8 protein-coding genes are annotated in these 14063 nt (G+C 60.4%); 2 read left to right on the top strand and 6 right to left on the bottom strand.

The window, feature by feature from the left end:
• Nucleotides 1–35 precede the first annotated feature (35 nt).
• From HZB60_06895 to HZB60_06870, 6 genes are all read right to left on the bottom strand, one after another.
• Nucleotides 36–1676, bottom strand: coding sequence for a response regulator (locus HZB60_06895; GenBank protein ID MBI5059487.1), 1641 nt, complete (start codon nt 1674–1676; stop codon nt 36–38).
• Complete coding sequence (locus HZB60_06890) at nt 1673–2800, bottom strand: response regulator (GenBank protein ID MBI5059486.1); 1128 nt, start codon at nt 2798–2800, stop codon at nt 1673–1675. The genes HZB60_06895 and HZB60_06890 overlap by 4 nt, the downstream gene beginning before the upstream one ends.
• Before the next feature lie 14 nt (nt 2801–2814).
• Nucleotides 2815–3459 (bottom strand): HAMP domain-containing histidine kinase, encoded by a 645-nt coding sequence (locus HZB60_06885; GenBank protein ID MBI5059485.1) that lies wholly within the window; start codon nt 3457–3459, stop codon nt 2815–2817.
• Between the two features lie 347 nt (nt 3460–3806).
• Nucleotides 3807–8984 (bottom strand): T9SS type A sorting domain-containing protein, encoded by a 5178-nt coding sequence (locus HZB60_06880; GenBank protein ID MBI5059484.1) that lies wholly within the window; start codon nt 8982–8984, stop codon nt 3807–3809.
• A gap of 113 nt (nt 8985–9097) precedes the next feature.
• A complete protein-coding gene (locus tag HZB60_06875) occupies nt 9098–10723 on the bottom strand; it encodes a DUF342 domain-containing protein (protein ID MBI5059483.1) in 1626 nt (541 codons plus the stop codon).
• Between the two features lie 115 nt (nt 10724–10838).
• Nucleotides 10839–11276: a hypothetical protein gene (locus tag HZB60_06870; GenBank protein MBI5059482.1), complete on the bottom strand. Its 438-nt coding sequence runs from the start codon at nt 11274–11276 to the stop codon at nt 10839–10841.
• 355 nt (nt 11277–11631) lie between these two features.
• On the opposite strand from HZB60_06870, the gene HZB60_06865 reads away from it, so the two are divergent.
• Both HZB60_06865 and HZB60_06860 read left to right on the top strand, forming a co-directional pair.
• Nucleotides 11632–12801: a PDZ domain-containing protein gene (locus HZB60_06865; GenBank protein MBI5059481.1), complete on the top strand. Its 1170-nt coding sequence runs from the start codon at nt 11632–11634 to the stop codon at nt 12799–12801.
• A gap of 98 nt (nt 12802–12899) precedes the next feature.
• Complete coding sequence (locus HZB60_06860; GenBank protein ID MBI5059480.1) at nt 12900–13361, top strand: NUDIX hydrolase; 462 nt, start codon at nt 12900–12902, stop codon at nt 13359–13361.
• The last annotated feature ends 702 nt before the right edge of the window (nt 13362–14063 follow it).

The following is a 14063-nucleotide window of genomic DNA, read 5'->3' as shown; positions in this document are numbered from 1 at the left end:
GGTTCGTCGTTTGCGGAATGTGAACGTAGTCGAGGCTATGGTTTCGCGCGGTCGCGCGCGCGCCGCGGGCTGTTAATTTCCGTCGGAATGCGGAATACAAAAGTGGTCCCTTGGTTCGGCTGACTCTCGATTTCAAACCGCACGCCGTAAGGACTCATCAGCTTCTGCACGGTGCTGAGGCCCAGTCCCGTGCCCGTCGGTCCGCCGTCGGAGCCCACGATGAGCTTCGTCGTGAAAAAGGGCATGAAGATCTTGTCTCGATCCTCCGCGCTGATGCCGCAACCGGAGTCCTGGATGCTGATCAGGATTTCTCCGTCCCGCACCGCCGCGGCGACCTTGAGCACTCTGGCGTCACGGCCATGCATCGCGTCCAGCGCGTTGCGTACGACGTTCATCAACGACTGCGAGAAGTCGCTGTACCGTCCATAAATCGCGGGAAGGTCGGTGGACAGGCTGTATTGCTTATCCACGTAGTGCTTAAAATCCAGGTCAGCCTCCAGGAACCGCAGCTCTTCGCGCAGCAGTTGACAGAGATCGATTTCTTGATACGCGCTGTCCTGCTCTTGTCGGCTCTTCCACATCAAATTGCGAATGATCGAGGTGATCCGGTCAACTTGTGTAATCACCCCGTCGATATCCTCAATCTCAGGATGCTTCATCTTGATGAGCTGCGCGACGCCGTAGATGCCCATCAGCGGCGTGTTGATGTTGTGCGCGACACCGGACGCCAGCAGGCCGATGGCCGCGAGCCGCTGTTCGGAGAGCAGCTCCAGCTCCATCAGTTCATTCCGTTCGATCAACTCGAGATGATCCGTGAGATCGCGGGCCACGATTTGAACGCACGACTGGCCGTCGATCAGCACCCGGCCGCACGAGACTTGCGCGGTTCGTCGTCGATTCGACGGCCCGGCAACGGCGACCCGATCCTGTCGCCATTCGGCCACCGCGGACGTCGCCGCTTCCGCGAGCAGGGGATCGAACTGCGCGCCGACGAACTCGCTGAGTTGGCGTCCGATCACGTCCGGTCGCGACATCCCGAGTAAGTGCGCCGCGGCAATATTGGCGTCCACGATCGCGCCTTCCGCGACACTCACGACGAAGATGCAATCCACGGCACTGTCGAACAGGGCTCGATAGCGGCGCTCGGACTCGCGCAGTTGGTGCGATCGCTGCTCCAGCATCTGCTCCAGCGCGGTTCGGTACGCTTCGTTTTCTTTGAGCAATCCGGATTGCCGGCGCAGCAGCAAATGCTTCTCAAATGCGCGTTGTACCGTACGCGTGAGTTCATCGCGCCGGCAGGGCTTGGTCATGTAGTCGTACGCGCCGATCGCCAGCGCTTCGCGCACGGAGTCCACGGAGGGGTCGCCGGTAAACATGATGAGCTGCGCATCGGGCCGCTGTTCGCGGACCTCGGCGAGAAACTCGAGCGGGTCGCCTTCGAGGTGGACGTCGCACAGGATCACGCTATATTCGCGATCCGCCAGCAAGCCGCGCGCCTGCGCAATCGTCCGGGCCGATTCCACGGTCCACTGATCGTGCGACAGAAAGCCGTCCACGATCTGGCAGATCACTTCTTCATCGTCAACGACAAGCAGCCGCCGGATGTCAGACATCGGCGGCTGTCCCTGATCGGTGGTAATTTGCGGTTGGGGAAAGCCGGCGGCCCGTTCGTTCATGCGACTCCTCGTTGCGACCCGGCGTGTGGATACGCGCTGACTTGCGTCTCGATCGGCAGGTGCAGACCGAGTGTCTGGTCGATAATTGCTTTCAACTCCTGAATCTGAAACGGCTTGCCGAGAAAGCCGTCGGCCTTGCACTTTCCGATAATCTCGCTGGCGCGTTCGACGCCGTATCCGGTAACGAGAATCACCGGAATCGCCGGGTTCTGCGTTTTGATCGACGCCAGTAAGTCGAGCCCACTCATGTCGGGCATGTGCACGTCCGATACGACCAGGTCCACCGGCTGCGACAAGAACAATTCGTAGGCCTCGCGGCCGCCGAACGCGCCGATCACGTCGAATCCCATCATATCGAGAATCTTGGTCAGCGTGTGAACCATGAACTGCTCGTCATCGACGACGAGGATCCGCCGGCGTTGGTGCGGCGAGCCGCCGTTAATCGTTCGCTGTCCCGACCGCTCAACGTCCACCATGAACACCTTGCCGCCGCTGTATTCCTTGGTCTGCGGCTCGGCGATTCGCGCCAGCCGTTGAATCACACCCTTGATCTTGGAGACTTCTTGTGTGATGAAATCGAGCGACTGACGAACCTCGTTGGAATCCGGTAGCGTATTCAACCGGATATACTCTGCGCTGTTCAGGATCACATTTAACGGAGTATTGATCTGGTCGTTGACGGTGACCGCGGTCTGCGCGATCGCGCGCATCTTTTCCGCGTCCAGCTCACTCGTGCGCAGATCGCGTTGCAACTGCACGCGTTCGATGCCCATCTTCACGCGATAGATCAATTCCTGATCTTCGCAGGGTTTCACCAGATAGTCGTAAGCACCGAGTCGCAGCGCCTCCACGGCGGAGCGGACCGAGGCGAAGCCGGTCACGACGATGACGATGCTGTCCGGGTGTTTCTTGAGGCAGCACCGCACCACGTCTAGGCCGCTAACTTTCGGCATCAGCAGGTCGGTCAGGACGACGTCAAAACTTTCCCTTTCCAGCCGCTCCACCGCCTCGCGCCCGGTGGCGGCCGTCACAATATCGTAGCCCTCGCGCAGTAATGTTTCGTGGAAGCCCGACAAGACGAGCGGATCGTCGTCCACCAGCAACAAGCGATAAGGTTGTGTCATTCCCATCTACCTCGCTACCCTTTACATTCGTTGATCAACACCAACGCAATCCCGGCAATTCGGTCGTGACTCCAGACTAACTCCAGGTGCCCCCCGGCCAATCTCGCAACTTCATCGAGGACCACGGGGAGTCCGCTGAGTCCATCGTTTTCCTGCAGCGGCCTGAACACGCGTGCGGCGTCGGCTGCCGCCGGATGCATGATGCAGACCGCGCTGGCCGCTCCCCGATCTTCCACCCACAAGCGTGCGCGCTCTGCCCCGTCCCACACGGCCCACACGACTTCGGCCGTCAACGCCCCCAGTTCCGCTGAGTGACATCGCACGCGCCGCGCATCGACAGTCTCCGCCATCTCGATCCGCAAATCGAATCCGTTCAGCGCGTCGCATACGGATTGAGTGAACTCCGCCAGCGGAACAGAGTCCGGATCGCGGGGGAGATGTTCGTATAGTGCTGAGAAGCTGCGCACTGCCCGCGTCACACGCTGCACACCGCCTTCGATCTGGCGCAGCCGCGGCGCGATTCGCTCATCGGCTCCCAGCTCCATCGTTGCCGCCGCGACGGCCGAGACCAGACCCTGCAACGGATTGTTCAGTTCATGCGCCATCGCGCCGGCCACACGGATCGTGGACATACTCACATAACCACTAACGTCAGTCATAAGAGTCCATGGTTAGCATCACCGGGTCGTACCCACATCGGAATCATGGTCCACGCGCCATGCAACCAAGACGCATGTGACGCGGTTTTCGTTTTGCAACGTCGGCAGAAGGTAATACATTCCGCCCGCGAAAGCAAACATAAATCCGACGTTAGCTTTGCGACCTTGCGCGTGATTATACTTAGTAGGTTCACGGACAATCGCCTCAACCGTGGTTAGTATAGTAGTAAACTTACTAAGGCGGATTAATAGCGCGAGCGGCCGGCCGAACGAGCCCGCGAACCGCCGCAGCAAACGAGAAACGGCGGACCCCCGCGGGCCCGCCGTGGCAATTGGAACGGGTCAACCTACTTGAGGTAAACGAGCTTGAGGCTGGCGGTCATGGACGGCGCCTCCATGCGCACGAAATAGATGCCGCTGGCCAGGGACAGCGGTCGCCAACTCAGGTCATAATTACCGGGCTCGCGATCGCTGTCGATCAAGTTAGCAATGCGCTGCCCTCGCGTGTTAAACAGCGAAATCGTCACATGCCCCGAGCGCGGGACGGCATAGCGGATGGTGGTCTGGTCGTTGAACGGGTTCGGATAGACCTGGTCCAGCCTGTAGTCGGCGGGCAACGGCGACGCCGGATGATTGTCCACGGCTTGCACTTCGTTCACGATGATTACATCATCGACATACCAGCCCTCGGCCTGTCCCAGGAAATCAGAGGTGAACCAGAAGCGCAGCTTGGCGATCTCCGCCGGCGGATAGCCTTCCAGCGAGTACTCGCGCTGCTGCCAGTCCGCTTGATCGCCCCAGAACGACCCGAGCAGATAGTAGGTGGAGGAGCCAAGCTGGAGTTGTACTCGACAGTAATCGCCTGCGCTCGCCGTATGATACTGCGTGGAGAAGATCAATCGCCCGTGTCCGTTATACGTGAACGCGGGGGACCGCAGATAACCATCGGCGTTGGCTTCATAACGCCGGCTGCTCTCATCACCGCAGTAATAGGCATGCGACGGTGAGGCATAGCTGCGGGTCTGCAAGTGCCATTGTGAGTACTCACCGAACACGGTCCAGCGGTCGAGGTCCGACTCGAAATCCGCGACATAGATGGCGTTGCCGATAACCAGCGAAAGCTGGGTGGTGGAGTGAAAGCCGCCGTCCGCCGTGATGCTGAAGGTGACCGGGACGGCACGGGGTTCGACGTTCCCGGCCTGCACATGGACAATCACGGGCTGCGGCGTCTCGCGCATCCCGTTCCCGGGCACCGCTCCGATGATCTGCGTGGCATTTTCCAGCGTGATCGATGGATCGGCGGACGTAATCGTAATCGACACTCCCGACGCCGAACCCAAGCCGCTGTTGCTGACTTGCGGATAGAGCATTCCGGTCTCACCGCCATTAAGGTAGCCGTCACCATGGCCACCCGGCGCGGGGTCGTCCGGGCGGATGCCGGCCGCTTCGAGGCGCGGGCTGCCGACGAGATAAGACAAGTTCTGCGTCCACTCCGTGCCGAAGGCATCACGAAACACAATTCGCAACTGCACTTGATCACCGTCACCCAAACCATTGTTCAGCCGCACGACGCACGGCTCGGTCGCCTGCTGTTCGCCGCCCACGGCAATGTCTCCCAGCGCGGCCGTGGAGTCGAGAATCGTGACTTGCGTATTCAATCGCCGCAGAATCGCGGTTACCCCCGTCGCTACGTTGCCGCCGCCGTTGCTGGCACCCGGGAACAGTTCCAACGTCTCGAGGGGATTGACTTCGCCATTTCCATTGCCGTTGCTGGGCGGAACGGCGTCGTCATCCAATTGGACCGGCAGACCGCCCAAGACCGGCGCGGCGACCGTGAGCGTGGGGATCACGACACACGGCAGCGCGCCACCCGTAAGTTGCAGCAACATGCCGGCAACGTGACCGTCGGGCGTTGCCGGCGATATTTGCACTCGTACTGGAGAACCGGCGACCGTTTCACCCGGTCCGAGCGCCGGGAAACTCACGGCCGGGTCGAGAATCGTGATCCGCGAATCGGCGGACGTCAACGTCCCGGTCGAAGCGGGTGCGGATCCCGACCCCGAGTTCCGCAGTTGAATCGAGACCTCAAGGCGTTCGCCGTTTTGCGAAATGCCGTCCCCGTTTCCGTCGGACCCGCCCTCCTGATCGTCGTCAATCTGATTGCCGTCGTAGCTCACATACGCGCCCGATTGCGGGCGACCGGTCGTGAAGAGTATGCATTGATTGCTTCGGATCGGCGCCACGCCCGGCTCGTTCAAGTTCGCATAAGTGCAGAGCAGGGAGTGGCCGCTGGTCTTCGACTGAATGCCGACGGTGGCGTAGTTGTCCCACGAATCGGAATTGCTGACATTCAAGTATTGCACCAGCAGATCGCCGTCACCGGTGCGCGTCGGCCAGCACTCGGTATCGTAGAGCACGACTTCAAATGTCTCTTCGGGCTGAGTGCCGTACTCATTGCGCAGCCGACTCCATTCAATCACGAATCTGCCGCCCTGCTGGTCATGATAATACAATACGCGTCCGCCGGTCGGAATCGACAAGTCATCCCAGAACGCGGCGAACATATTATCCGGCGAGGCAATGGCGGGGAGTCGGTAGTTGCGCAAGTAGCTTTCCGCGGTAGCGCCAAAGGCGACGAAGCCATTCGAGCAGACCGAAAACTCGGAATAGGTCGTCCCGTAGAACGTGAAGTCAAAGGGCAAGGGAAGCGTCACGGTGGCATCCCGGCCCTCGCCCGTGTCGCCGATGTTGATCGGCGTTCCGTTCCCACCGTAGGCAGGGTCAACTTCCAGCCAGGCGAATTCGGGTGCCTCATCGAATGCCTGGTCGCCGTCGTCAAATGCTCGGTAGCCATAGCTGTCGGGATGCGTGGGATCAGCGGATTCCAGATTGCCGATGGGCAGGGCATAGGCCGTAACCACGTTTCCGCCGCTTCCCGGAATCACCAATTCGACCGCAGCCCAGTCACCCGGATAGATGTCCCCGCACGTAATTTGAAAACCGCTGACCGGCGCGGCGCTGAGTCCGGGGGCGATGGCCGGATACTCCGCTGTGCTGTCAAGCACCACAAGCCGCGCATCCAGTGAGCGCATGACAACCGTCCCCGCCGCCGATTGCGCGTGTCCGGCATTGGCGAGCGTCAAGCTCAGTCCCGCGGTGCTGTTAGGCTCGGGATTCAGGTCCTGTCCGTCAGCCTGCACCGCCGCGACCAGCAGCAGCGGACTGGCGACATTGATCACGCTCGTCCAGTCGAAGTCATGCTCGTTGATCTGCCAGTTCAAGAGACAGCTCTCACCGTCGGGGCATGTTGACAGAACATCGAACGTGAGGTAGAGCGGAGTGGACTCCGCACCCGCAAGTATGGCCGGTGCGTCGATGCTTGGAGATACCACCACCAACTCAGGATTTGAGCTGTTCACCGTCAGAGTTCCGCTCGCGAAGTTCTGGGTGCCATAATTGCGGAGTCGGATTGCCAGCGCGATGCGCTCGCCCGGATTCGGAATCTGATCGCCGTTCCCGTTGCTGCCGTTGTTGCCATCGTCGATCAGTGTGAGCTGGCTGGTGGCGACGGCAACCCCGCGCGTACCCACGAACACCGTATCGCGCACGACCGCATGTCGCGGCTTACTCAAGGTGATTTCATATTGACCGGCGGTGGCCTGCGGTAGCGCAAACGTGAGCATACCGTCCGCGTCAGCATTCGCGGCGGACACGATGGTGCCGGACTGTCGCAGCGTACCCCAGGCGCCGGGCAGCGGAGTTCCGCTGTCCGTGATCGGAATCGTCATCGCGGGAGTACCGAGGGCGACACTGTCCGGTATGGTCGCGGCCAGGTCCTGCACCGGTCCCACGAAAAAGTTCAGGCCGGGGTCGCCGAGCAGATTGAAGACATGAAAGTAGAACCACGGCGAGCGATCGGAATCAGAGGTGATGATCTCGACGTTGTTCGGGAACTGCCGTATCAGTTCCATCTTGCCCCGCAGCATCGCCGCGGCCGCACAGTCCACATTTTCATGCAGGATGCCTTCGAAGATTCCCGCGATATTCGTATTATTCCAACGCGTCTTCGTGTCCAACTCCGAGGGGCCGATAAACGCGACGGCGCCTTTGAAATTGGTCGGGGTTCCCGCCCGCAGCCAGAGTTCGCCGAAACAGGGATCGACTTCGCTGTCGAACGCGCCGCCGCCGCAGACAATGCTCATCACCAGCGGCAGCATCGCCCCGTTATTCAGCGCGTTAATGTCGTTATTCGTATAGTTGGGATACGCCCAATCGTGCGGCGAACCGAATCCGCGATAGGCAACGAAACTCACTCCGGCGTTGATGCGCGCATTGATCTGCGAAGCGCTCCCGCCCGGATACGGCACGGAGTCGATCTGTGCGTAGCCGGCACCCAGAAACTCGCGGCCAATCCATTGCAGCGTCGGCCAGGCTGTGTTATAGGTCTGATAGAAGCCCGGCGAACTGCGGACACCGGTGATCAGCATGCGCGAGCGCCAGGCGCCGCCCGGCTCGTGGGGTTGGCTTTCGTACTGAACCGTTTTGTTGACGATCGTTTGCAGCTCATTTGGTGAATCGACCGAGAATCTGCCGATGAACAGGTCCGGCAGCCAGTCGTCACCATCGACCAATGCATAGGGGTGATCCGTGACATCGGTCGCGGTGTAGAATCCGTCGATGATCCAACCCGGCAACGGATTCGCGCCGTCCACGTCGCCGACCAACAGCACGAAGACCGGTGGCTCCGGCCAGGTCTCGTAGGCATTCTGGATAAAGGAACGAATGGCCGTGGTAGTCGTCCCCGTCTGGTCCGTGGTGGCGATCGTGACCGCATGCCCCTTCTCGCGTTTCCACGCCGCGAATTGACTCAAGGCGTTGGAGTTGTAGGCGGGCCGCGTAATAATCAGATAAGGCTCGGGCCGGGTCAACCCCGCCGGCGTCACATCGTCGAGATTGGCCACGGTTCCGCGCATCGCGCTCATGACGGCAGGAGAACTTAATTCGGCGCGGACTGCCGCACTGCCCTCGGCCACGATACGAAATTCGAGCCGTTCGCACACGCGGACTCCGAAGCCCTGCTCCGCCGGTTGAAGGGCATTGATTGCCAGACTAACGAGCGGGACGCCACGCATGCGCATGACTTGGCTGATGCTCACCAAGGGCAGCGGCTCGGCCGCGACAAGGGCGGCCACGGAGTCCGGGACTTCCGCCGCGCCGACGATTCTCCATTGCGTCGCCAAGACCTGCACGGTTGCCGAGGTCGTGCCCAGCGGCAGCGCCCACAGCAGTCCGGAACTGAACGGCCGCGCCTGTTCGTCCGCCGCCTCCCCGTCCGGCTCGCCAGGTGCAGCGCTCGCGACGGCTTGCAGCGTCGCGTCCGCACCGCCATGCTGCAGGACACTCAACTGTAGTCCGTGCGATCCTGAGTTCAGGCTCTCGAATCCGGGCACCGCGGCGATTCCCGATCCGATCAAGGAAAGCAACAGCAACGCGGGTAAGCAGGTGCGGGCAGCGCGGTAGGGCATGAAACGAAGCCTCCTCAGGAGTCGTGGGGTAATCGGCATGGCGAATGAGGGTGTAAGCGGATGCATCGCTTAGGGGGACGGCGGATGCGGGGATGAACGACCTGCGGAAGGGTCTATTCGGATTCCGGTTGTTCGCGGAGTTCCGGATTCTGCTCCGAGTCGCGGAGGGTCTCGTGTAATTTGTCGGTGATTTGTCGCAGTTCGGTGCCGACTTCTTCGAGCTGCTGCCGAATGGTCGGGATGGCGGACAAGAGCGTTCGGAAATCCTGGACTTCGGCGGGTGAATAGGAGATTCCGATGAGGGACTTTTGCTTTCGCAGCCATTGCAACAGCATGCGCTGGACCGTCGCGTCTTCGACTTGCAGTGCGATTTCGGTGCCGAAGATCTGAATGATCTGCGCCAGCGCGTCGCGCAGTTCCTCGACGGCGACCTTGCTGCTTTGCTGTTGCATCGCCAGAGACTTCAACACGTTGACGCGGACATTGGCGATGCCGTGTTCCGAATCGTGCACGCGCTGGATTGCGGTGCGACTCAGAACCTCAATCTCACCGCCGCGGATGTCGTTGGCGTGAACGTCATGCGCATAGACGCGGCAATCCGCGATCAGGCCCTCGAGATGCGCTGTCAGTCCGGACTGAATGATGGAATTATCGGCTCCCCCGAGCAGACAAATGTGCGCTTCCGAGTTGATCCGCGATTTTTGGACCCGGCCGTTAATCCGCAGGACTCCGTGGCACTCGATGGTCGAGTACTCGGCGACCTGGCCCTCGATAAACAGCGAACTTCGCGAGCGAATCACCGAGCCGGCCAGCACATTGGCGGAGATCACGGCCGAATCGAACAGGTCGAGTTCGAAGCGTTTGTCGGTATCAAACACAATGGTGGGTTCGACTCGCACGACCAAGCGGGCCGGAATCACGTCGCGGCTGTCGAGTTGTCGCTTGTCGCGCCCGAAGCGCTCATAGACGACCAGTCCGTCGCGCGCGGCCACCACGCGGGCGCCGGTTTTGGAAACGTTGGTACCCTCGCCGGCGTCGATCACGGTATCGATGCCGCCGCGCGGCTCCAGCTCGCGACCGTAGAGGTTGCGTCCGGGTGTGCGCCCGGAGGAGGCGGGAATCACGTCGAACAACACATCGCCCTCGCTGACGGGCAGGCAGCCCGTCCAGCGGGATTCCGATCCTTGCAGATCTCCTTCCAGTCCGCCGTAACGAATCCGCGAGTGGATCCCGATATCCGGCAACTGACCTTGCCCGATGACCATCCCGAACACGGGTTCGTAGGAGTGCGACATCGCGGAAATGGCCTGATTGATCGCGCGCCAGTCCACGATCGACAGGTCCACGCCTTCGGCGGCGACGCGGGACTGAATGACCTGTAGCGTGATGAACTGATCGTATTCGTCGAAGGGATAGATATCCGCTTCGAGCAGCATGTCGGAGAAGAGGCTTCCGTCCCCGGCTCGCAGAGGCAGCATGCGGAATCGCGGCGCTCCGGCTGGAATGGGTTTCCGGTCGAACTGAATATCGACGAGCATGCCGTCCGGTGTCGGGACGCGCTTCAGCATGCAGTCGTATTCGACGAGGGCTTCGGGAATATTAAACTGACGGGCGAGGGCGGTCTTGATCTCGGCCAACCGGTGTGAAACGGTAGCGCCGTCCACATGTCGGGCAAAAGTGGTCTGTACCCGCCACGTGTTGTAGCCTTGCGAGATGATTCTGAAGAGGGGGTCGTCCAAAGGGCCTCGCGGGTTTGCTCTCTCGGCTGGCTGGCGGGTCACCATTATCCGCCCTGCCGGGCCATCACCACAAGGGAGCAAAGCTCGCGCCGTCTCGCTGGGCCACGGGTTTGAGTTAGGCCGGATTCCCCTTGTCCTGCTGTTGAATCAACCGGATGCGGTGATACCGCAACGCGTCCTCAATTCGGATCAAGGCCATCAAGCTGGCCTGATGGGCTTCGGAGGCGGCTATCCACGGCTGGCGGACATCTCTGTCCGATCGTCCCAACCCCTGAAAGAGCAGAACACCGGCCTCCTCGATCATTTGGGCGGTTTCCACCAGCGATCGCAGGGAAATCACGCACTTGGCGGCCGTCTGCCCGAATGCGGGTTTCTTGAAGACATCCCGCAACAATAGCGTTTCCAAACCGTCCCATTGAATGGAAGCGTGGTCAACATCCGGTAGGGGGACCGGCCGCGCGGCAGACATGATCTCGTTCCGCACGGCGCCTTCCGGCAGTTTGGGGATCACTATCCGGTAGAAGTCCTGGCGATTTTGGCTGAATATCGCCAAGTGATTGCACCCTCGCGTTGCTTTCGTCTCAGTCATGAGTGGCGCAGTTCTGGATTCCGGATGCAGGCGGTCTGTTTCAGACCAGAGAGTTAAACAAATTATTATTAAGAGATTAGCGCGAAATCGTGCACAGACAGACGCACCTGCTTATTATAGGTTATTTTGGTGTCAGGAACAATCGGTCGTGACGTCGGGCTGGAATTTACTCGAATTCGCGGGTTCGGGAGTTATTACAGTAGATATATCAGGCGGCGGGAACCTCGTCATGATACGCACGTTGTACCGGGTGTAGCGCTTTGCAGCGCGACCTGCGGCAGGATCATTCTTAGGTCAACACTGGATAGAGGAGACGGTCATGAGACTGGCATCGATTACTCTCTTCGCGGCGACGCTTGTCGCGGTGTTCATGTTTGGGACGCCGACGGTTGCCAAGGAAGGCTCCAAGGCCGAGAAGGTGGCGTTTTTTGGAGTCGCGGCGGGCGAGATCACGTCGGAAATTGCCGCGGACTATGGGGTTCAGCCCGGCAATGGCGTGGTCGTTGAGAGCGTGACGGGCGGCTCTCCGGCGGAGCAGATCGGCCTCCGCGAGAACGACATTATTACAAGATTGGGCGGGGCCGTGATCACCGGGCCGGAGGAGTTTCGCGTCCAGATTCGCAAGCACAAGCCGGATGATGTGATCGAGGTCACCTATATGCGGGGCGGGAAGGAGAAGCTGGCGTCGGCGACACTGACAAAGCGCGGCGATACGGACATGATGAGCTTTACGATTCCGACTCCACCGCAGGCTCCGAAAGCGCACGCCTTCAACTGGAGCTGGAGCGACAAGGATTCCAAACACGGTTACGCCGGGTTGGTATTGCAGGAGTTGTCGGAGGGGCTGGCCAGCTATTTCAAGGTTGAAGAGGGCGTACTGATTTCGGAAGTGGTTTCGGGATCGCCGGCGGACAATGCGGGTCTGAAGGCAGGCGACGTCGTCGTGAAGGTTGGCGGCGAATCCGTGGAAGATGAGAGTGACATTCGGCGCGAGATTCGCTCGCGCGAGCCGGGCGAGAAGCTGGAGTTTGAGGTGATGCGCGATGGCAGCACGCGTACGATCACGGTGACGCTTGGTGATGTGCGGGAGTCCGAAGACATGGGCGCGCTGATGGAGCAGGGAGTTGACGGCGGCAATGCGTGGGGGTTGGATGTGAACGTTCAGGAGATGAGCGAGGAGATGCAGCGGTTGCAGGAGGAGTTGCGCGGTCTCGACATGAAGATCAATATCGATGAATTGCCGGCACTGGAAGAGTTGCGCCGCTTAGAGCCGATGCAGCTTGACATATCGCCGGTACCGGATGCGCCCGGGATCAAGATGGAGATGCGGCGGTCGCGCCCGATTTGGGACCGCACGGTCTGGCAGGAGAGCTGGGATCGCGTGAAGTCGGCCTGGACGGATCAGATGCGGACCTGGGAAGCGGGACTCCTCAAGTTGCGCGATCAGCTTGCGCAGCTTCGGCAGGAGCTGATGCAGAAGTTTGCCTGAGCGCCGGGCGGGGGGGAGGCACGGATCGGATCACGGGGTGGCCCCGACGGCCACCCCTATTTATTTGCCCGCTCGAGAGATTTTTCGTACCTTGGGTCATGGTACTTGAGGTGAAATGTCCGAGTTGCGGGGCGGCGGTGGAGACCTACCGCAATCCGTTTCCGACGGTCGATGTGATCGTGTTCCGGGGCGGAAAGGTACTGCTGATAGCGCGGCGGAATCCACCGGAAGGCTGGGCGATACCCGGCGGATTCGTGGATTACGGCGAATCGGCGGAAACCGCTGCCGCCCGCGAGTTGCGGGAGGAGACGGGCTTGACCGTGACCTCCTTGCGGTTGCTCGGGGTGTATTCGGAGCCGGGGCGAGATCCGCGGTTTCATACCTTGTCCGTCGTCTATTTGGGAGAGGCTGTGGGCGAGCCGGGAGCCGGGGATGATGCGGCGGCTGCCCGTTGGTTTTCGCGGGAGGAGCTGCCGGCGCTGATTGCGTTTGACCACCGCGCGATCATCGAAGCGGCATTTGCTGAAGTGAGGAACGGAGCCGATGGAGCGGGAGCGTAAAATATTATTGGTCCGAACGAACTGGTTTACTCTTTGAGAATCAGAAGCTTGTACGGTTTTTGTAGGGGCGGATTGCATCGCCAGGCATGGCCGATAGAGGAGCGATGATAGATGAGGAGTTGGGAGTCGATCCTGACCCACTTGGATGCTCATAATATACGAAACTTTGGTCAAAAAGTCAATAGCTGTAGCTTAAAATGTACAAGTGATTGATGGGGCTGAGGTTGGCGAATCAGGAGACTTCCCCCCTTGATCCCCCCACAGGATGTGGGGGGAAACCCGAGCCAGATTCCGGGCACACGCAGACGGGTGCCTCGGCGGAATCATTTCGGCAACAGGTCCGTGCGGCGCTACGAAACAGGCGATGCAATCGGCCCTCACGGAATTGGGTTAGCGGTTGACGAAACTGTGATGCTGGCGATTCCGGCAGGGAAGGAATCCCTGCTCGGCGGAAGCTTGAGCTTCTTGGCGGCACTTGTCTCCAAGTGCCCCAATTGGGGGTTGACGAAACCGTGATGCTGGCGATTCCGGCAGGGAAGGAATCCCTGCTCGGCGAAAACTTGAGCTGCTTGGCGGCACTTGTCTTCAAGTGCCCCAATCGGGGGTTGACGAAACCGTGATGCTGGCGATTCCGGCAGGGAAGGAATCCCTGCTCGGCGAAAAAATTTGACATCCTCTTGGCGGCACTTGTCTTCAAGTGCC

The sequence above is a fragment of the candidate division KSB1 bacterium genome, from assembly GCA_016214895.1.
GTDB lineage: Bacteria > Electryoneota > RPQS01 > RPQS01 > RPQS01 > JACRMR01.
The sequence above is the reverse complement of the archived record's forward strand: the minus strand, read 5'-3'. Positions and strand labels throughout refer to the sequence as shown.

What these genes read in the sequence shown, in the direction of transcription:
- HZB60_06865 (MBI5059481.1), top strand. Translation starts at nt 11,632, where the DNA reads ATGAGACTGGCATCGATTACTCTCTTCGCGGCGACGCTTGTCGCGGTG.
- HZB60_06890 (MBI5059486.1), bottom strand. Translation starts at nt 2,800, where the DNA reads ATGACACAACCTTATCGCTTGTTGCTGGTGGACGACGATCCGCTCGTC.
- HZB60_06880 (MBI5059484.1), bottom strand. Translation starts at nt 8,984, where the DNA reads ATGCCCTACCGCGCTGCCCGCACCTGCTTACCCGCGTTGCTGTTGCTT.
- HZB60_06895 (MBI5059487.1), bottom strand. Translation starts at nt 1,676, where the DNA reads ATGAACGAACGGGCCGCCGGCTTTCCCCAACCGCAAATTACCACCGAT.
- HZB60_06860 (MBI5059480.1), top strand. Translation starts at nt 12,900, where the DNA reads ATGGTACTTGAGGTGAAATGTCCGAGTTGCGGGGCGGCGGTGGAGACC.
- HZB60_06885 (MBI5059485.1), bottom strand. Translation starts at nt 3,459, where the DNA reads ATGACTGACGTTAGTGGTTATGTGAGTATGTCCACGATCCGTGTGGCC.